Genomic DNA, 20,471 nt, shown 5'->3' with positions numbered 1-20,471 from the left:
ACGGAGTCGTTCACACGATGTTCACGGACAGATCCACAAATAACATCCGTGTAGTTATCCACAAAGTTGTCCACGATTGTGCATATCTTGGCCCCCGACATCGATTTGCTCCACATTCTGTGGAAAACTATGGGGACTGATTCGGAGTTCATTTCACATGTGTGGATAAACCTTGGGAAGGTCGATGAGCGACAAGACACGACTGCAGGAGATCTGGCAAGCGGTTCTCAATGCCCTTATGGCCGATCCCGCAATTCAAGCCCGTCACAAGGGCTTCCTCGCACTCGCGGTTCCCACGGCGCTTGTCGGTGACGAACTGATCGTCCTGTCGGTGCGCAATGACCTGACGCGCAAAACCCTGGAAGTCGACCTTCGGGACCGCCTGCAAGAGGAATTCTCCCGGGCGCTGGGCAAGTCCGTGACCTTTGCGATTGCTCTGGACGAGAACCTCGAACTGCCCGGTGACAACGAACCTGTCGAAGACGACAGCACAGATTCCGCAGCACCGGCAGCACCCCCGGCACCGGCACCTCGGGCGCCAATCGGCTCCCAGCCCCCGGCAGCCGCCCCGATCCCTTCCGTTCCGCACCATGCGGCACCGGCAGAACCGGCACCCGCCGTGAGTTCCGCCTCGGAAGAAGAGGACAGCGGCTTCACCGCGGCGGCCAGCGGAGCGGCGGATCTCAACCCCAAGTACACGTTCGACTCGTTCGTCATCGGGGCATCGAACCGGTTCGCCCACGCGGCAGCGCTGGCCGTGGCGGAAGCACCGGCGAAGGCGTACAACCCGCTGTTCATCTACGGCGAATCCGGACTGGGCAAAACCCACCTGCTGCACGCCATCGGCCACTACTCCATGCAGCTGTTCCCCAACCTGCGGGTGCGATACGTCAGCTCGGAAGAGTTCGTCAACGACTTCATCAACACGATCGGTTCGTCGACCACGTCTAATTCGCTGCGACCGGCTTTCCAGAAGCGCTACCGCGAAGTCGACATCCTCATGATTGACGACATCCAGTTCCTGCAGGGCAAAGACGCGACCGTCGAAGAGTTCTTCCACACGTTCAACGCCCTGCACAACGAACAGAAGCAGGTCATCATCACCTCGGACCAGCCGCCGAAGCTGCTCAGCGGCTTCGAGGAGCGGCTGAGGTCGCGCTTCGAGTGGGGTCTGCTGACGGATGTCCAGCCGCCGGACCTCGAAACCCGCTTTGCGATTCTGCGCAATAAGGCAACGGGGGAGAACCTCGATGTTCCGGATGACGTTCTGGAGTACATTGCATCGCGCGTGTCGTCGAATATTCGTGAACTTGAGGGCGCGCTGATTCGCGTGACGGCATTTTCGAACCTGAACGATCAGGTCATTGACGTCGATCTTGCCGAAACCGTGCTCAAGGACTTCATCACGCAGGATGACACTCCGGAGATCACAGCACTCGACATCATGGGCCAGACCGCCCAGTACTTCAGCCTGACCCTGGAGGATCTCAAGGGCACCAGCCGTTCGCGCACACTGTCGACTGCCCGGCAGATTGCCATGTACCTGTGCCGTGAGCTCACGGATCTGTCGCTGCCGAAGATCGGGCAGGCCTTCGGCGGGCGCGACCACACGACTGTTATGCACGCGGTGAAGAAGATCAAAACGCAGATGGCTGAGCGTCGGGCGCTGTATACGCAGGTCACAGAGCTGACAAACCGCATCAAACAGCAGCACCGGCTGTAGGAATTCCTGCGGGAAATGTGATTCCACACTTGTGGAAAAGTCGGTGGATAACGGGGGTTTTCTGTTATCGAACCTCTGGAGGGATGACAGAGCGTCCGTGGACGGCTGTGTAATCACATCGATGTAACCAGCAGGCGTCCACGGAAGGCCGCCGATTCATGAACAGAGTTGTCAACGGGGTCTGTGTGGCGCTTCGCCGCATAGACTTTCGATGACATCGATGTAATTCCACAGGTTCCACAGGGCCTACTACTGCGTCTGTACTTACTCAAAGACTCAAGAGAGAACCCGCCAATTGCTTTTCCAGGCTCCGAATGACATTTATGTCGACAGGGTTCTCGACCGCTGCGAGGCGAAGTTTTGCGATAACGCCGCTGACATGTGGTCACAGTTCCTGGCCGCCGTTGTTCCCAGCCCGCTCGGCGTGTAATGTTGCTTTCTGCTTATGCTGCGACTAGTGCGCAGGCGATGAAGGCTGGAATCCTCGGCTTTGCCGGGAAGAACCGACCAGGAGAGATGTGAACGCTGAAGCTGCTCAGTCCGTGAAGTTCAAAGTGGACCGCGATGTCCTGGCCGACGCCGTAACGTGGACGACCAAGTCGATTCCGCAGCGCCCCGCTGTCCCGGTTCTCACCGGTCTTCTCATCACTGCTAATGCCGATGGCTCGGTTGATCTGGCTGTTTTTGACTACGAGGTTTCGGCTCGCGCTCGCATTGCCGCGGATGTCGAGGTGGAGGGCACCATCCTCGTGTCCGGTCGCCTTCTTGCTGACATTGCTCGCGCTCTTCCGCCGCAGCCTGTTGTGTTCGAACTCGATGGAACCAAGTTCAGCGTGACGTGCGGATCTTCGCGCTTTGCTCTGATGACCATGCCGGTCGAGGAATACCCCGCACTTCCAGAGGTTCCCGAAACCACGGGTGTCATTTCGGCTTCGGATTTCCAGTCCGCTGTCGGTCAGGTCAACATCGCCACGTCGAAGGACGAAACCCTGCCGATCCTCACCGCTATGCGGGTTGAGATCGAAGGCGACCGCGTCACCCTCCTGGCCACTGACCGTTACCGCCTGGCGGTTCGCGAATTCACCTGGAACCCGCGCAACCCGCAGGTCGAAGCGGTTGCCCTGGTCCGAGGCAAGACGATGGCCGAAGCCGCTAAGGCTATGAGCGGCGACATCGAGATCGCCCTTGCCGAATCCGGCGGCAAGGAAATGCTGGCGTTTTCATCTGAAGGCCGCGTCACCACGTCTCTGCTGGTGGAAGGCGACTACCCGAAGGTCCGTTCGCTGTTCCCCAAGGATGTTGCGATCACCGCCGTCATGGAGACGAGCGCTCTTCGTGAAGCCGTGCGCCGTGTATCGCTCGTGGCCGAACGCAACAGCCCCATCAAGTTTGAGTTCGCCGACGGTTCGCTGGTGCTGCGCGCCGGGGCCGGTGATGACGCCCAGGCGACCGAAGCTCTGCCGGCGACCATCGAGGGCGAAGACATCACGACCGGCTTCAACCCCGGCTACATTGCCGAGGGTCTCGCACAGATCGACACTCCCTTTGTGCGGTTCTCGCTGACCGAACCGAAGAAACCGGTTGTCATCTCGGGCATGACCGAGGCTGACGGCGAAGAAGACACGTCGTACCGCTACCTCCTCATGCCGATTCTGCGATTCTGACGGCGGGCCCATGTGGGTCAGTCGGCTGATTCTGGACCAGTTCCGCTCCTATTCGCGGCTTGATCTTGAACTTGCCCCCGGGGTGACGGTTTTCCTTGCCCCCAACGGCTGGGGCAAGACGAACCTGGTTGAGGCTCTCGGCTACGTTTCGACTCTGCGCAGCCACCGTGTGACAAACGACTTCCCCCTTGTGCACACCGGTAGCGAGCGGGCCGTTGTGTCTGCCCTGGCCCATCGGGGCAAGCGGCAGGTGCGGGTTGAAGTCACGATCAAGGCCAAGGGTGCGAACACCGCGCGGATCAACAAGCAGGCCGTGCGGGTGCGGGAACTCTTAGGTCTGCTGCCGGCGGTCGTGTTCGCCCCGGAGGACCTCGGTTTGGTCAAGGGCGAACCCGCTGAGCGCCGCGCCTATCTCGATGAGCTGCTGGTAGCGCTCACTCCCCGCTATTCCGCTGTCATCGCTGACTTCGATCGTGCTCTGAAACAGCGCAACGCGCTGCTGAAATCTCTGCGCAAAGCCCGGTACGAAGAGCGTTCGGGCGCTGCAGATGACCCATTGCGGGCCAGCTTGGGCCTCGAAGCGACCCTCGAGATCTGGGATCACGCTTTTGCCCGAGCCGCAGCAGCCCTGGTGACGGGTCGGCTCGATCTTCTGGACCGGCTGGCTGAACCGCTGGCCGATGATTTCGCCAGACTCGCTGAAGACGCCCGCCTCGAAAGGCGCACGGCGGCAGCGACCTACGCATCGCGCGTTGACTATTCGGTGATTGACCGTTCCCTGCCAGGTGCCCAGCAGGCGATGGAAGACCTCATCCTCGATGAACTGGCCAAGCGTCGCAGGGTTGAAATTGAGCGGGGAGTGACCCTCGTCGGTCCGCAGCGTGATGACCTCGATCTGCACATCGGCGGCACTCCGGCCAAGGGCTATGCCAGCCACGGCGAAAGCTGGTCGCTCGCACTTGCTCTGCGTCTGGCCAGCTGGAGGGTGCTGCAGGCCAATCCGGATGAACCCGACGATTCACCCGTGCTGGTGTTGGACGATGTCTTCTCAGAACTCGATGAGGGTCGCACCCGCAGACTTGCCGACATTATTCAGGAAGCTCAGCAGGTCCTCATAACAACAGCTGTCGCCGCACACATCCCGGAGAACCTGACAGGTGAGATCATCGATCTGACAGCAGGCACCTCGGCAGGGGATCAGGCGGGAGGACAGGGCTGATGAACCAGAAGATGCCGGTCTCGAACGCTGCTCTCGAGGCACTCGATCGGGTCAGGCGCATGGGTTCGGTGCAGGCGCGCTACAGCGGTTCGCTGCGTCGGGTGCCGCAGGGGATTCGCGAACCCCAGTATTCGGGGGCGGGTGAAGATCCGCGCGATCCCAAGAAGCTGTCGGCTGACCTGTCGGCTCTGACGAAGGCGCGCGGGTGGACCACGTCCATGGATGTGGGGTCGCTGCTGGGCAGATGGCCCGAGCTTGTTGGTGAGAACGTTGCTCAGCACTGTGTTCCGGAACTGTGCGAACCGCCGAAGCTCACGGTGCGTGCGTCATCGACAACGTGGGCAACTCAGCTGCGGCTTATGCGCGACATGCTGCTGGATCGGCTGGAGCGTGAACTGGGCCGGCGGGTCATCGACGACATCGAGATCATCGGCCCCAAGCAGAAGTCCTGGAAGAAGGGCCGCCGGTCCGTGCCGGGCCGCGGTCCGCGCGATACCTACGGGTGATTTTCTGCCCCGTGCCCAAGCACGAGGTGCCGCCCCAGTGCGGTCGTGACTGTTTTTGCCCGGTTTTCGGCAGGTTCTCGAACCTGTGCCGGCCCGTACAGGCGGCTGTGGGGTCTGTGGACGGCCCGCCCCTCATCTGCAGATCTGAAAATGCGCAGAAACGGCCGTTATGTGCCTATCAGGCGGTGTTTGCAGCCAGGACGCTGTAGACTTGGACGGTAATCTGCACTGATCCGAGGAGTTCCATGGCCGACGACCACCAACCGCATTATGATGCCGGTGATATCACCGTTCTCGAAGGGCTCGAAGCGGTCCGCAAACGGCCCGGCATGTACATCGGATCAACATCCGAACGCGGTCTTCATCACTTGGTCTATGAAATCGTCGACAACTCGGTTGACGAAGCCCTGGCCGGCTACAACGACAGCATTGAAGTGACCATCCTCGCCGACGGCGGCGTGCGCGTGGTCGACCACGGGCGAGGAATCCCCGTGGCTATGCACCCCTCAGAAGGCCGACCGACTCTGGAAGTGGTGCTTACGGTTCTGCACGCCGGCGGTAAGTTCGGTGGCGGCGGATACGCGGTCTCCGGTGGTCTGCACGGCGTCGGTTCGTCCGTCGTCAACGCGCTTTCGCTGCGCATGGACGCGGTTGTCCGCCGTGACGGCAAGGTGTGGCGACAGTCCTACGAACGCGGTGTCCCCACCTCGGACGTGGTGGAAGGCGAAGACACCGATATCACCGGCACCGACATCACGTTCTGGCCGGACCCGGATATCTTCGACACCGTCGAATTCAGCTTTGAGACCCTGCGGGCGCGCTTCCAGCAGATGGCGTTCCTCAACAAGGGCCTCAAGATCACGCTGACTGATGAACGTCAGCAGGAAATCGATGATGACGACGTCCAGCTGGAAGACGAAGAAACGGAAGAGTTCAAGCCTCGCGAAGTCGTCTTCAAATACGACAACGGCCTGCTGGACTACGTTGCGTACCTCAATTCGGCCAAGAAGAGCGAAACCGTCCACGACGACGTCATCGCCTTTGAACACGAAGACAAAGAACAGGCAATCGCCCTGGAAGTGGCCATGCAGTGGACCACCGGTTTCCAGGAGGGCGTGCACACCTACGCCAACACCATCAACACGCACGAGGGCGGTACGCACGAAGAGGGCTTCCGCACAGCGCTGACCTCGGTGCTCAACTCCTATGCGCGCGAACAGAAGCTGCTGCGCGAAAAGGACGCCAACCTCACCGGTGAGGACATCCGCGAAGGCCTCACCGCGGTCGTGTCGATCAAACTGGGCGAACCTCAGTTTGAGGGTCAGACCAAGACCAAGCTGGGCAATTCTGAGGCCCGCAACTTCGTCAGCCGCGTTGTGCGCGACGAACTGACCCACTGGCTGGAGTCCAATCCCGCAAATGCCCGTGAAGTTGTGCGCAAGGCCGTGCAGGCTTCGCAGGCTCGCTTGGCTGCGCGCAAGGCGCGTGAAGCGACGCGGCGGAAGGGTCTGTTGGAAACCTCCGGCATGCCCGGCAAGCTGCGTGACAACCAGTCGAAGGACCCGACGATCTCGGAAGTGTTCATCGTCGAGGGTGACTCGGCAGGCGGTTCGGCCGTGCAGGGCCGCAACCCGCTGACTCAGGCGATCCTCCCGCTGCGAGGCAAGATCCTCAATGTGGAGAAGGCCCGCCTGGACCGCGCGCTGGGCAACAACGAAGTCCAGTCGATGATCACGGCGTTCGGCACCGGAATCGGCGACGAATTCGACATTGAAAAGCTGCGCTACCACAAGATCATCCTCATGGCGGACGCCGATGTTGACGGTCAGCACATCACCACGCTGCTGCTGACTCTCATCTTCCGGTACATGAAGCCGCTCATTGAGAACGGCTACGTCTACCTGGCAACCCCGCCGCTGTACCGCATCAAGTGGTCGAACGCGGACGACGACTTCGCCTATTCGGACGCTGAACGCGACAAGCTGCTCACCGAGGGCCGCGCCGCGGGCAAGCGCCTGCCGAAGGATCTTGCGATCCAGCGCTACAAGGGTCTGGGCGAAATGAACTACCAGGAACTGTGGGAAACCACGATGAACCCCGAAAACCGTCTGCTCAAGCAGGTTGAACTCGAAGACGCGCTCGTGGCTGACGAAATCTTCACCATCCTCATGGGTGACGATGTCGAATCGCGCAAGCGCTTCATCCAGGAAAACGCCAAGGACGTCCGCTTCTTGGACATCTGATGCCGGAACGCGCTGCCGGGCACAAGGGCTTAAGGCAGCGCAGTTCCGACACAGATCCGCTTAGGTTTCTATCAACGGAGGATCCGGTCAGGTGGCCGAAGAAGACAACAACAACGTAAACCCTGAAGAACAGCCCCCGGTTGACGGCGCCGGCACCCAGGTTGCCGCTCGCATCGACCAGGTCAACCTCAATGCCGAAATGCAGCGGTCCTACCTGGACTACGCGATGTCGGTCATTGTCGGCCGTGCTCTGCCGGATGTTCGCGATGGCCTCAAGCCGGTTCACCGGCGTGTGCTGTACGCCATGTACGACGGCGGATACCGTCCCGATCGCAGCTTCTCGAAGTGCTCGCGCGTGGTCGGCGACGTCATGGGCCACTTCCACCCGCACGGTGACTTGGCCATCTATGACGCGCTCGTGCGTCTGGTTCAGCCGTGGAACATGCGCTACCCGCTCATTTCGGGTCAGGGCAACTTCGGTTCGGCCGGTGATGACGGTGCGGCTGCTCCGCGTTACACGGAATGCAAGATGGCGCCTCTGTCCCTGGAAATGGTCCGGGACATTGAAGAGGAGACCGTCGACTTCCAGGACAATTACGACGGCCGCAACCAGGAACCCGTCTACCTGCCGTCGCGCTTCCCGAACCTGCTGGTCAACGGTTCGGCCGGTATTGCCGTCGGTATGGCCACCAACATTCCGCCGCACAACCTGCGCGAAGTCGCAGCGGGTGCGCAGTGGCTGCTGAGTCACCCGGATGCTTCCAACGAGGAGGCTCTCGAGGCGCTGCTGGGCATCATCAAGGGTCCCGACTTCCCGGGTGGGGCCACGATTCTGGGCCGCCAGGGCATTGAAGACGCCTATCGCACCGGCCGCGGTTCGATTACGCAGCGCGCGGTTGTCGAAGTCGAGGAAATCCAGGGCCGCACCTGCCTGGTTGTCACCGAACTGCCCTACCAGGTCAACCCGGACTCGCTGGCTGCGAAGATCGCCGGCTACGTCAAGGACGGCAAGGTTGCGGGCATTGCGGATATGCGCGATGAATCGTCCGGCCGTACGGGTCAGCGCCTGGTGATTGTGCTCAAGCGCGATGCCGTGGCGAAGGTTGTTCTGAATAACCTGTACAAGCACACGCAGCTGCAGGAGAACTTCTCGGCGAACATGCTTGCGCTTGTCGACAATGTGCCGCGCACCCTGTCGATCGACGCTTTCCTCCGCCTGTGGGTCAAACACCAGATCGATGTGATTGTCCGCCGCACCCGCTTCCGTCTGCGCAAGGCAGAAGAGCGCGCCCACATTCTGCGCGGTTACCTCAAGGCGCTTTCGGCGCTGGACGAAGTGATTGCACTGATCCGCCGTTCGCCGTCGTCTGACGAAGCACGCACCGGCCTGATGGAGCTGCTCGACGTCGATGAAGTCCAGGCGAACGCCATTCTTGACCTGCAGCTTCGCCGTCTTGCAGCGCTTGAGCGCCTCAAGATCGAAGAAGAAGCACAGAAGATCGAAGAGCTGATCAAGGAATACAACCACATCCTTGAAACCCCGGCTCGGCAGCGCGAAATCGTGTCGGAAGAACTCGACGCGATCGTCGAACGCTACGGCGATGACCGTCGCACCCAGATTCTGGCTGGTTTCGACGGCGACATGTCGATGGAAGACCTCATCCCCGAAGAGCAGGTGGTCGTCACCATCACCCGCGGCGGCTACGCCAAGCGCACCCAGACCAACCTGTACCGCGCACAGCGCCGCGGTGGCAAGGGTGTTGCCGGCGCTCGCCTGCGCGGTGAGGACGTGGTTGAGCACTTCTTCGTCACCTCGACCCACAACTGGCTGCTGTTCTTCACGAACAAGGGCCGGGTCTACCGTGCGAAGGCCTACGAACTTCCCGAAGCACACCGGGATGCGCGCGGCCAGCACGTGGCAAACCTCTTGGCTCTGCAGCCGGACGAAGAGATCGCTCAGGTCCTCTCCATTGCCGACTACGATGCGGCTGACTACCTGGTGCTCGCCACCAAGTCCGGTCTGGTGAAGAAGACCCGTCTGGGCGAATACGATTCGAACCGCACCGGCGGTGTCATTGCCATCAATCTGCGCGAAACCCCGGATGGGGGAGTGGACGAACTCGTTTCGGCTCGCCTGGTCAACGGCGAAGACCACCTGCTGCTCATTTCGAAGAACGGCATGTCGATCAGGTTCCCCGCGGACGACGAAACGATCCGTCCCACGGGGCGCGCCACCTCGGGTGTTACCGGTATGAAGTTCCGGGACGACGATGCTCTGCTCGCCATGGATGTTGTCACTCCGGGCACCGATGTGTTCGTTGTGACCGAGGGCGGTTTCGCCAAGCGCACCCCGGTCGAGGAATACCGAGTCCAGGGGCGAGGCGGAATCGGCATCCGCGCGATCCGCTTCTCTGATCAGAGGGGAGTGCTGGTCGGCGGTCTGATCGTGGACGAAGATGACGAGGTGTTCGTCATCATGGAGCGCGGCAAGATTGTGCGTTCCTCCGTTGCCGAGGTTTCGCAGACCGGACGCAATACAATGGGCGTTGTTTTCGCCAAGCCCGGCAAGCGCGACCGTATTATGGCCGTGACCCGCGGTTCTGGCCACGAAGACGAGGAACTGGACGACAACGCAGACGAAATCGCAGTCGACGAAGCCGCAGAGGGCACCTCGGAAGGGGAAGCCCCCGCAGTGGAAAGCGACGTGCAGGACTCCGCCGCCAACGGGAGTGATGAGCAGTGAGCAATAGCGAAAAGCCAGGCAGGATCATTCGGACGTCGTCCGGGTCCACGCGCCTGACGGCATCGAGCGATGCCGACAAGCCCAAGCCGGCAGAAGCTGAGCAGAACAAGCTCGCGGCCAATACCCCGGAAGCTGGTTCGCAGTTCAAGGGCTCGCAGGCCAACGGTGACTCAGGTCCCGTGCACTCGACATCAAAGGGTGTGCGGATTGGCGGCAAGAAGGACAGCAGCGACTCCGGTGCTGCCAGCGGAAATGCGCCTGCCGCAGCAAGTGGAGCAGGAAGCGCGAGTGGAGCAGGCGCCTCGGCGGCTTCTGCACCCGCTGGCACCAGTACTGGCAAGCCTCATCAGGACGGCGCAGAGAAGGACGATTCCGAGACCACGGTCATGCAGACCAGCGGCACCCGGACCACAGCGCAGGGTTCGCAGAATGCGGCCCAGACTGAAACGGTGAGCCCGTCCGGTGGGGAAGCCGCAGCGTCGGCGGCCTCTGGCCCGGCTTCGGGTGCGGGTGCGGCTTCTGGTCCGTCGGCTGTGACGGCTCAGTCCTCGCAGGGTCTGCGGATGTCCGGTTCCGCGCAGCGAAAGGGTCCGCGCACCGTCAAGCTGGCGGTCTCGAAGGTTGACCCATGGTCGGTTATGAAGATGACCTTCATGCTGTCATTGGCATTGGGCATTGCCACGATCGTCGTGATGTTTGTTCTGTGGCTGGTGCTCGAAGTGACGGGTACGTTCGGAAGTCTGCAGGCGGCACTCGCCGAATTCGCCGGCGAAGAAGGTGCTGACCAGCTGCTGCAGGTGTTCGGCCTGGGCAGGATTCTCAGCTTCGCCGTCATCATCGCGGTGGTCAATGTGATTCTCATGACCGCGCTGTCGACTCTGACATCGATCATCTACAACATCGGTTCGAGCCTGGTGGGCGGTTTCCACCTGACGCTGACCGACGACTGATCTTCGAAGCACAGTTTTCGCAGAAGAAACGCAGGCCCCGGGTTCGCTCGGGGCCTGCGTTTTTCGTGTGATTGGGGGATGGTTGAGGTCGATTTTGCATTGTGTGGGACGTGGGGCTATAGTAGTTTTTCGGTTCACCCCGAAGGGGCCTATAGCTCAGGCGGTTAGAGCGCTTCGCTGATAACGAAGAGGTCCGTGGTTCAAGTCCACGTAGGCCCACGAACCAACTCAGATCGGAGGTATTCGTGAAGAGATGGTTTGGTGCCGCGGCAACGACCGCAGCAGGACTGCTGACAGTCTTGGTTCTTCGCAAGAAGAGGCAGGAAGGTCACAGCACTTGGTCTCAGTACACCGACAGGGTAGAATGAGACTTACCTCTTGGGGGTATGGCGCAATTGGTAGCGCATCTGCTTTGCAAGCAGAGGGTTAGGGGTTCGAGTCCCCTTACCTCCACAAGAGAAAGGCCCCTCACCAGGGAAAACGTCCGGTGAGGGGCCTTCGTCATTCCGTTAGCGGGTCCAGTACCCACGTTTACCCTTCCCTTTCGCCGCTGTAGGTCCTGCATCCCCACACCCGTTAGCCGGGAAACACCCGTTAGCCACGAATCCTCGCTTTAGCGGCACGGAGACTCCCTTTAGCAACCGAAACTCCCTTTAGCAGTTGCTCCTAAGGCGCAGAATCCGGCTAAAGGGTGTCGAGCCGTCTGAATATGGGTGGGAACTATGTCGTGGGACATCCGCAGGCCGATTCTCAGGTGCAGGGGTGAACGATGTCCTGAAACCAGACAGCAGTGAGGAACGTTCATTCAGCCAGACTGGCAAAAATGAAACCTTAAACACGGGTAATGCGCGTAAACACGGGCAACGAACGCTATTTATGCCACACATTTTGTCCAGGTAACAAGTTTTGTGGGTAAAAGATGAAACCCGATTCTGCCGCGTAAACACAGGGGAAAACCGGGATTTTTGCCACACATTCTGACCTATAACCCCAACAGGAGCATGACGGCTAGATCGAGAAAAACAAAGACCGGCCCTGGGCTCCCACCAAAATGGGTAGCGGTACCGGTCATGTTGGTATTCAGGCTAGGCGATGACACCTAGCTGTGCAACGGTGAGGGCTCGACAAGCCACTCGATAATGTTTTTGTGTTGGATCCCGTCGCGGCTCATGTCGAACTGGTCCATGCTCAGCACGGTTTTCGGGAAGTTGTCGGTAACCCCGCGAAAGGCACCGAACTCGCGGTCGACGGTGTTTTGGCTGCCGAGCAGGTAACTCACCTGGAAGTACTCAGTGTCGGAACCCTTGCGGGCGATGAAGTCAATCTCGCGCGCGCCGGCTCTTCCGACACTTACCTCGTACCCGCGCGCAAGCAGCTCCACGCACACGATGTTTTCGAGGGTCAGCTCAATGTCGGCCTGGTTCGAAAGGCCGAGCGTTTCACGAAAACCGTGATCCACCGCATAGTACTTCTCAGTTGCCCGAAGCCTCGCCTTCCCCGCAATGTCAAAGCGCGGAATCCGATAAATCAAGAAAGCGTTCACGCAAAACTCAAGGTAGTTCAATACGGTATCAACCGAAACGGTGCGCCCCTCGCTTTTGAAAAAACGCACCAGTGACTGCGCCGAGAAGGTTTTTCCAATATTTGCGAAGCAGTAACCGACGATGCGGTGAAAAATGTCGACGTCGCGGATCTGGTGATACTCAATCACGTCTTTGAGCACAACCGAGTTGTACACCGAGTCAAGGTAGTCGAGCGAGGGTTCCCGGTCGAGGTTGAAGTATTTCAACGCCGGGAAACCGCCGAACTGCACAAAGTGCTGGAAGTGTTCGCTCAGTGTGCGGTCGCTTTGGCGGTGCAGCTCGACAAATTCCGCAAACGAAAACGGTTGGATCAAGAACTCAACGTAGCGACCGGCAAGATGTGTGGCGAGATCACCGGAAAGCATGCGCGAATTCGACCCGGTGACATAGATATCTGCGTCATAGTCGACGCGGATCGCGTTGATGGCTTTCTCCCAGTCGGCGACCTGCTGAATTTCGTCAAAGAAGAAATACGCGCGGGTGTTTTTGTTGAGGTTTTCGGCTTCGATGCGCCGTAGCAGCGCCGCTGCGTCTGTGATGTGAAGCCCGTCAGCGGACTCAAAATTCATCGCAAACACTTGTGGATCAGCGCTGCCCGCGCGAATCACTTCTTGCAGCTGCTGCAGAATCGTAGATTTGCCGGAGCGACGCACACCGGTGAGCACCTTCACGAGGGGTTTGTCGATAAAGGGCTGGATCCGCGAAAAGTATCTCGGGCGTTCAATGATTCTGTCCACCACAAACCTCCCTGTTTTGTCGAGTATAGTCGACAAGCTGCTACTTTGCGGAGGTTTTGTCGATCATAGTCGACAAGAATCGCGCTGGCTCGGGCACAAAACAGCGCACCGCGGGAAGGTTGCCGGCGTGTGCCAGCGTCCAACCCGCGGTGCGCTATTCGGACGGTGCGGCCCGAATCGAGCCGCTGAGCCCTCGAGCCGTTAAGCCCTTGAGCCTAGAAGTCCCAGTCGTCGTCGGTGGTGTCTTCGCCCTTACCGACGATGTAGCTCGATCCTGATCCACTGAAGAAGTCGTGGTTTTCGTTGCTGCCAGGTGACAGCGCCGCGAGAATCTCAGGGTTCACTTCGGTCTCTTCAGCGGTAAACCGCGACGGGTAACCGAGGTTCATCAGCGCCTTGTTCGCGTTGTAACGCACGAACACGGCAACGTCGTCCATCAGGCCGAGCGGCTCGTACAGCTCACCCGAGTACTGCAGCTCAAGCTCGTAGAGCTCTTCCAGCAGGTCGAAGGTGAACTTGCGCATCTCTTCCTGACGCTCTTTGCTCTGCGTCTCGAGTCCGCGCTGGTACTTGTAACCCGAGTAGTAACCATGCACTGCCTTGTCACGCAGAATCAGGCGGATCATGTCTGCGGTGTTCGTCAGCGTCGCGTGCACCGAGAAGTGCAGCGGCAGGTAGAACCCTGCGTACAGCAGCAGCGACGACAGCAGCGTCGAAGACACTTTACGCTTGAGCGGATCATCGCCGTAGTAGTGGTGCAGCACCTTCTTGCAGCGTTCCTGCAGCAGATCGTTGGCAACTGCCCAGCGGTAGGCGTCGTCGATTTCCGGGGTGCTCGTCAGCGTTGAGAACACCGAGGAGTACGAGCGGGCGTGCACCGACTGCATGAACGCAATGTTGGTGTAGACGGCCTCTTCGTGTTCGGTGCGGGAGTCTTGGATCTGCACGATCTCACCGACAGTTGCCTGCACGGTGTCGAGCATGGTCAGACCGGTGAAGACGCGCATCGTGAGGGTGCGCTCTTCCTGGGTCATTTTCTGCCACGCGGGGATGTCGTTTGACAGCGGCACCTTCTCTGGCAGCCAGAAGTTCGCGGTCAGACGGTTCCACACCTCGAGGTCTTTGTCGTCGGTGACGCGGTTCCAGTTAATGGGGCGCAGCCGGGCTGTCGGGTCGTGGCGGTACGACGGCGGGGTGACCGAGATCTCTTGCAGCGGGCGGTCGGTGTTCAACGGATCAGTCATAGTTCAATAAAGCTCTTTCACTAGTGGTGTCTGGTGGTCAGTGCGCGGAGTGCGCGGACGGCGCGCGGTGCGCCCGCGCGCGCAGCACGGGCGCACACGCGGGCGCGAACGCGACTACAGCGCGCAGGAAACGCAGCCTTCGATCTCGGTTCCCTCGAGCGCGGGCTGGCGCAGGCGGATGTAGTACAGCGTCTTGATGCCCTTGCGCCACGCGTAGATCTGCGCGCGGTTGATGTCGCGAGTGGTCGCCTCGTCTTTAAAGAACAGCGTGAGCGACAGACCCTGATCCACGTGCTTGGTCGCAGCAGCGTAGGTGTCGATGATCTTCTCGGCGCCGATTTCGTAGGCGTCTTCGAAGAACTCGAGGTTGTCGTTTGTCATGTGCGGAGCCGGGTAGTACACGCGGCCGAGCTTGCCCTCCTTACGAATCTCAATCTTCGAGGCGATCGGGTGGATCGAAGCCGTCGAGTTGTTCACGTAGCTAATCGACCCGGTCGGTGGCACCGCCTGCAGGTACGCGTTGTAGATACCGTGTTCGCGGATCGACTCGCGCAGCTGTTCCCAGTCCGCAACCGTCGGCAGCGCAACTCCAGCCTCGGCGAAGAGCTCACGCACCCGCGCGGTTTCTGGCACCCACTCCTCGGCCGTGTAACGGTCGAAGTAGCTGCCGTCAGCGTAGTCGCTCTTCTCGAAGCCCGCGAAGGTCGCACCGCGGTCAATCGCCAGCTGGTTCGAAGCGCGCAGCGCGTGGTAGGTCACCGTGCGGAAGTACGCGTCGGTGAAGTCAATTCCCTCTTCGCTGCCGTAGTGGATGCGCTGCGAAGCGAGGTAGCCGTGCAGGTTCATCTGGCCGAGGCCGATGGCGTGTGACGCACGGTTACCCTCGGCAATTGACGGCACCGCCTGAATGTCGGTCTGATCCGACACACTCGTCAGCGCCCGCACCGCAATCTCAACGGTTGCGCCGAAGTCCGGGCTGGCCATTGCCTGCGCAATGTTCAGCGAGCCGAGGTTGCACGAAATGTCGTGACCGATCGTCTCGTACCCGATTGCGGCGTCGTACTCAGAGGCGGTGTTCACCTGCAGAATCTCCGAGCACAGGTTCGACATGTTGATGTGCCCCTCGAGCGGGTTCGCACGGTTCACAGTGTCTTCGAACAGCACGTACGGGTAGCCCGACTCGAACTGCAGCTCAGCGAGGGTCTTGAAGAACTCGCGCGCGCTGATCGTGGTCTTGCGGATCCGCGGGTTCGCGACGAACTCGTCGTAGCGCTCGGTGATTGACTGATCCGAAAGCGGAATACCGGTTTCGCGAAGCACATCGTAGGGGCTAAACAGGTGCATATCTTTGTTCTGCTTAGCCAGTTCGAAGGTCACATCCGGAATCACAACCCCAACCGACAGGGTCTTAATGCGGATCTTCTCGTCAGCGTTTTCACGCTTCGTGTCGAGGAACCGCATAATGTCGGGGTGGTGCGCGTGCAGGTACGCAGCGCCTGCGCCCTGGCGAGCGCCGAGCTGGTTCGCGTAGCTGAAGCTGTCTTCGAGGATCTTCATCACGGGAACAACACCGGAAGCCTGGTTCTCGACCTGCTTAATCGGGGCACCCGCCTCGCGGAGGTTTGACAGCAGCAGCGCCACACCGCCGCCGCGCTTGGACAGCTGCAGCGCAGAGTTAACGCTGCGGCCAATCGATTCGAGATTGTCTTCAACGCGCAGCAGGAAGCACGACACGAGCTCGCCGCGCTGTTTCTTACCCGCGTTCAAGAACGTCGGAGTTGCCGGCTGGAAACGGCCCGAGAGGATCTCGGTGACCGTCTTCGAAGCCAGTTCCTCGTCACCCTGACCGAGGAACAGCGCCGTGGCAACAACTCGCTGCTCGAAGTTTTCGAGGAAGAGGCTGCCGTCGAAGGTTTTCAGCGCGTAGGAGGTGAAGAACTTAAACGCACCGAGGAAGGTCTGGAACTTGTGCCCGAAAGCGTCGGCCTGTTCGTGGAGGCGCTCGACGAAGTCCTTGTCGTAGGCGCGCAGGTATTCGGCTTCGTAGTACTCGTTTTCGATCAGCCACTCCAGGCGTTCCCACACCGAAGCGAACTGCTTCGTGTTCGGGATGACCTGCTGGTTCAGGTAGGCCTCCGCCGCTTCGTGATCCTTGTCAAACTGGATCGACCCGTCCGCCGCAAACAGGTTCAGCTGGGCGTTGAGCGCGTGGTAGTCCTTCCGCTCGCCGACCCCGCCAACCCGTGCAGTGTTGGGGGTGGTTGTTTCTGATGGTGTGGCGATCGTCATGCGACGTCCTCCTCATTTGCTTCTGCTTCTAATGTGTTCTGTCGTGCCCAAAATTCGTCTAAACCAGCCTTGACTCGAGCAACGTCGCGGTTGGTGCCAAGAAGTTCAAAGCGGTACAGCTCAGGAACTTTGCACTTGGCTGAGATGATCGGTCCTGCGATGCAGTAGTGCTCACCGAAGTTGGTGTTCCCCGCGGTAATCACGCCGCGGATCAGCGCGCGGTTTGCAGGATCGTTCAGGAACGTAATCACCTGCCGCGGCACCGCCCCGGCCTGCGCTCCGCCGCCGTAGGTCGGAACCACGAGCACGTAGGGCCTGGTCACTCGGATCATTCCCTCTGTGCGCGGTCGGAGTGGGATCCGCACCGCCGGGCGCTCGAGCTTCTCGACGAAGCGGAGGGTGTTCTCCGAAACGCTCGAGAAAAACACCAGGTCAGGTGAATCTTGCCCCTCGAGCACTCGAACCTCCGCGACGCTTCGTGTTCGGCCTTCCCTGCGTTCACTCATCAGCATGTTCTCCTCTCAGCATTTGCGCCTCAGCAATCCCACCCCTACATCTAGTCCTGACCCACATTGCGGGGCACCACATATAGTGTTTAGCACGAATAATCTCACAAAACTACGACACGCCGAAGTACAGACGACGTCATACCGAACCCAAGACTCAAAGGGGATACTTATGGTGCTGTCAGACTCGACGTACTACGGTAGAGAGCACAAGTGAGACCCGGAAACTAAAGAATGAATGAGGGCGCCTGGTGACCGCATCAAAGCAATTTCAAGTTCCTCCAGAGATTCACGTGGAAAGCGTTCGCGCTTTTGTGAGCGAGTGGGCAGAGATCACCAATCCTGAAAAGATCGAGCTCGTCTCAGCAGCGGATGACGCCAGGCTGCTCGAAGAGGCCATCGCCGCCGGCGAAATGCTCCGCGCAGGCAAAGGTCGCTACTACTCACGGTCACACCCGAAAGACACCGCCCGCACCGAAGAGCGCACCTTTGTCGCCACGGCTGACGAGGCGGATCGCGGGCGCTACAACAACTGGCGCCACTCAAGCGAGGTCAAACCGCTGCTGACGAGCCGCATGCGCGGCGCTTCGGCGGGCAAAACCATGTACGTGGTGCCGTACCTGATGGCCCCTCCCGGCACCCCGCTTGCGAACTTCGCGCTCGGAGTTGAGCTCACCGACGACCGCAACGTGGTGCTGCAGATGATCCGCATGGCCCGCGTCGGAATTGAGCACTTCGACGGTGTCAGCGACCAGGACTTCTTCGTGCGCGGTGTGCACGTCACCGGTGACCTGACCGCGCTGCAGCAGGGCACCGACGCCGACGAGCGGATGTTTGTGACCGTCGCAGACGAGCGCACCATTTTGCACTTCGGCTCCGCGTACGGCGGCAACGCGCTGCTTGGTAAAATCGCCCACGGTCTGCGCCAGGCGTCCTACGACGGTTACGCCTCAGGGAAGTTCCTCGCGGAGCAGTTCCTGCTGCTTGGGATCCACGACCGTGAAACCGGCGTCACCACGCACGTGTGCGGCGGCTTCCCGAGCGCGTCAGGGAAAACCAACCTCGCGATGACGCTGCCGCCAAACGGACTCGGCGACCGCTACCGCGTTGATTTTTACGGCGACGACATCGCCTGGATGTGGGTTGACGACGAAGGGAAACTCCGTGCCATCAACCCCGAAAACGGTGCCTTCGGTGTCGCAAAAGACACCAACGAGGGTTCCAACCCCACCGCGATGGCGGCAATCGCTGAGGGATCGGGCACGATCTTCACCAACACCGCCTACAACGAAGTCACCGGCGAGGTGTGGTGGGAGGGTCTCACCCCCGAACCCCCGGCCGACCCGGCAGGGTGGCTCGACTGGACCGGCGCGAAAATCACCGACCGCACCGCCGAGCAGCAAAACGAACCGTGGGCGCACCCGAACAGCCGCTTCACTATTCCGCTGGAGCGCATCCCGAACCTCGCCGAAGACGTCTCCAAACCCGAGGGCGTGGTCGTTGACGCGATTATCTTCGGTGGCCGCACCCGCGATCGTGAACCGCTGATCCGCGCAATCGACAACCTTGTTGATGGCGTCTACGACGGGCTGACACTCGGCGCCGAGGCGACTTTCGCAGCGGACGGGCTTGACGGGCAGCTGCGTTACGACCCGATGTCGATGCGTCCGTTCTTCTCGTACTCCGAGGGTCGCTACGCCGAACACTGGCTTAAAGTGCTCGGGCAGCTGAAAGAGATGCCGATGTTTGCCCACGTCAACTGGTTCCAGCGCGAACCCGAAACCGGTCGTTACCTGTGGCCGGGCTTCCGCGAGAACCTGCGCGCGCTGAACTGGCTCACACAGTACCGCGACGGCAAAGTCAAGGGACGCAAAACCCCGATCGGCGTGCTCCCGCTTGTTGAAGAGCTCGACTTTACCGGTCTCGAAATCGACGCGGCGGATCTCGACAAACTGCTGCGGGTTGACGTTGAACGCTGGCTGCAGGAAACCGATCACCGCGCTGAGCACCTGCGCGAGCTGCCCGATATGCCGCGCGAAATCTGGGACGCACACGAGGCGCTTGTCGAGGCGTTGCGGGCCGAGGCGGCAACTGACGCAGGGGGCGCAGACAGCTAGCGCCTGCGCCACCGCGCGGCCGCGGCGACACAAAACTGCCACACAACAAACGAGGGGGAAACCGAAACGTGTTCGGTTTCCCCCTCGCCTTTGGGTTACGCGCCCGCGAAAACTAATCGCGGCTGGTTTTTTCGATCAGCTCAGCGAAGCGGTCAATGTATTTCTGCAGGAACTCAACGGTTGACTCGCGGGTGATCTTATCCCCGTCACCGAAAAGCTCAGGCGACTGCGACAGGAACACCTCGGGCTGGCCAAGCGTTGGCATGTCGAAGTAGGAAAGCGCAAGGCGCAGGTTCTTCTGCGACGAGTACCCGCCCATGCGTCCAACAGAGTGGCTCACAATTCCCGCCGGGAGTCCCTTCCACGCAACGTCGGCGTTGGGTTTCGACCCAATATCCACCGCGTTTTTCAGGCACGCCGGGATGGTGCGGTTGTTCTCCGGGGTCACAAACAGCACCCCGTCAGAGGCCTTAATCGTCTCGCGGAACTCCGTGTACTCCGCCGGCACCGGCTTGTCGGTGACCTCTGGGTCGTCGTAGTCGAAATCGTACAGCGGCAGGTCGCGGATCTCCACGATCTTCGCCTCGTACCCCTCAGGGAACATCGGAATCAGGTTGTGCGCAATCTTACGGGCAAAGGAGCCACGACGCAGGCTCCCAACAATCACACTCACGCGCTTCGTCATACGTTTCACTCTCTTTTCTCTATTTCAACTGTGGATCATGCACCGCGATCCGCGCCCTCATACGCCACAGACTCGCGCGGCGCGAGCTGCCGGTCGCTGCCCCAAGCCGAGCAGAACCGGCACTCGCTCACGAGGTCAAACCTATGTTAACAATTCCGCCATTGCGAACCTCATGAGTAACCGAAGCTCCGAGTGGGGTTACCCGCAAATCGTGGACACGTAGTGGAGCTACCTAGTTGTACTAACCGGGGACGTTGGTTGA

The 20,471-nt window shown here is 60.3% G+C and carries 13 protein-coding genes and 2 tRNA genes; 10 read left to right on the top strand and 5 right to left on the bottom strand.

Features of this window, described 5'->3' with window-relative positions; translation table 11 throughout:
• Positions 1 to 184: 184 nt before the first annotated feature.
• The 9 genes from dnaA to HMPREF3087_RS07940 all read left to right on the top strand — a co-directional run bounded on the left by dnaA (position 185) and on the right by HMPREF3087_RS07940 (position 11,501).
• Positions 185 to 1,723, top strand: coding sequence for a chromosomal replication initiator protein DnaA (gene dnaA, locus HMPREF3087_RS07980; protein ID WP_070428725.1), 1,539 nt, complete (start codon positions 185 to 187; stop codon positions 1,721 to 1,723).
• 518 nt (positions 1,724 to 2,241) lie between these two features.
• A complete protein-coding gene (dnaN, locus tag HMPREF3087_RS07975) occupies positions 2,242 to 3,387 on the top strand; it encodes a DNA polymerase III subunit beta (protein ID WP_176745021.1) in 1,146 nt (381 codons plus the stop codon).
• A 10-nt stretch (positions 3,388 to 3,397) separates the two neighbouring features.
• The gene (gene recF / locus HMPREF3087_RS07970) at positions 3,398 to 4,606 is read left to right on the top strand and encodes a DNA replication/repair protein RecF (RefSeq protein ID WP_070428724.1); all 1,209 of its coding nucleotides are present in this window, start codon (positions 3,398 to 3,400) and stop codon (positions 4,604 to 4,606) included.
• Positions 4,606 to 5,112 (top strand): DciA family protein, encoded by a 507-nt coding sequence (locus HMPREF3087_RS07965; protein ID WP_019174213.1) that lies wholly within the window; start codon positions 4,606 to 4,608, stop codon positions 5,110 to 5,112. Before recF ends, HMPREF3087_RS07965 begins: the two co-directional genes overlap by 1 nt.
• Positions 5,113 to 5,357: 245 nt before the next feature.
• Entirely contained in the window at positions 5,358 to 7,355 is a 1,998-nt protein-coding gene (gene gyrB, locus HMPREF3087_RS07960) for a DNA topoisomerase (ATP-hydrolyzing) subunit B (protein ID WP_019174212.1), read from the top strand.
• 172 nt (positions 7,356 to 7,527) lie between these two features.
• The gene (gyrA, locus tag HMPREF3087_RS07955) at positions 7,528 to 10,098 is read left to right on the top strand and encodes a DNA gyrase subunit A (protein WP_256173086.1); all 2,571 of its coding nucleotides are present in this window, start codon (positions 7,528 to 7,530) and stop codon (positions 10,096 to 10,098) included.
• Positions 10,095 to 11,048, top strand: coding sequence for a DUF3566 domain-containing protein (locus tag HMPREF3087_RS10755; protein WP_256173075.1), 954 nt, complete (start codon positions 10,095 to 10,097; stop codon positions 11,046 to 11,048). Before gyrA ends, HMPREF3087_RS10755 begins: the two co-directional genes overlap by 4 nt.
• Positions 11,049 to 11,193: 145 nt before the next feature.
• Positions 11,194 to 11,267 (top strand) — tRNA-Ile (locus HMPREF3087_RS07945).
• 161 nt (positions 11,268 to 11,428) lie between these two features.
• Positions 11,429 to 11,501, top strand: a tRNA-Ala gene (locus tag HMPREF3087_RS07940).
• 646 nt (positions 11,502 to 12,147) lie between these two features.
• Here the strand turns inward: HMPREF3087_RS07940 and HMPREF3087_RS07935 are convergent.
• From HMPREF3087_RS07935 to nrdI, 4 genes are all read right to left on the bottom strand, one after another.
• The gene (locus HMPREF3087_RS07935; protein WP_070428722.1) at positions 12,148 to 13,368 is read right to left on the bottom strand and encodes an ATP-binding protein; all 1,221 of its coding nucleotides are present in this window, start codon (positions 13,366 to 13,368) and stop codon (positions 12,148 to 12,150) included.
• A 215-nt stretch (positions 13,369 to 13,583) separates the two neighbouring features.
• The gene (nrdF, locus tag HMPREF3087_RS07930) at positions 13,584 to 14,612 is read right to left on the bottom strand and encodes a class 1b ribonucleoside-diphosphate reductase subunit beta (RefSeq protein ID WP_019174208.1); all 1,029 of its coding nucleotides are present in this window, start codon (positions 14,610 to 14,612) and stop codon (positions 13,584 to 13,586) included.
• Between the two features lie 114 nt (positions 14,613 to 14,726).
• Positions 14,727 to 16,901 carry a class 1b ribonucleoside-diphosphate reductase subunit alpha gene (nrdE, locus tag HMPREF3087_RS07925; protein ID WP_016664110.1) on the bottom strand — a complete coding sequence of 725 codons (2,175 nt, stop codon included), beginning with the start codon at positions 16,899 to 16,901 and terminating at the stop codon, positions 14,727 to 14,729.
• Positions 16,898 to 17,407: a class Ib ribonucleoside-diphosphate reductase assembly flavoprotein NrdI gene (gene nrdI / locus HMPREF3087_RS07920; RefSeq protein ID WP_016664109.1), complete on the bottom strand. Its 510-nt coding sequence runs from the start codon at positions 17,405 to 17,407 to the stop codon at positions 16,898 to 16,900. The genes nrdE and nrdI overlap by 4 nt, the downstream gene beginning before the upstream one ends.
• Positions 17,408 to 17,658: 251 nt before the next feature.
• Here nrdI and HMPREF3087_RS07915 point away from each other — a divergent pair, with 251 nt between their 5' ends.
• Entirely contained in the window at positions 17,659 to 19,524 is a 1,866-nt protein-coding gene (locus HMPREF3087_RS07915) for a phosphoenolpyruvate carboxykinase (GTP) (protein WP_070507295.1), read from the top strand.
• Positions 19,525 to 19,636: 112 nt separating this feature from the next.
• Here HMPREF3087_RS07915 and HMPREF3087_RS07910 read toward each other — a convergent pair whose 3' ends face one another.
• On the bottom strand, positions 19,637 to 20,209 hold the full coding sequence (locus tag HMPREF3087_RS07910; RefSeq protein ID WP_019174205.1) for an NADPH-dependent FMN reductase: 573 nt from the start codon (positions 20,207 to 20,209) through the stop codon (positions 19,637 to 19,639).
• Positions 20,210 to 20,471: the final 262 nt, after the last annotated feature.

The sequence above is a fragment of the Brevibacterium sp. HMSC22B09 genome (genome assembly GCF_001806795.1).
Lineage (GTDB): Bacteria > Actinomycetota > Actinomycetes > Actinomycetales > Brevibacteriaceae > Brevibacterium > Brevibacterium ravenspurgense.
This window is presented reverse-complemented; position numbering and strand designations above follow the sequence as displayed.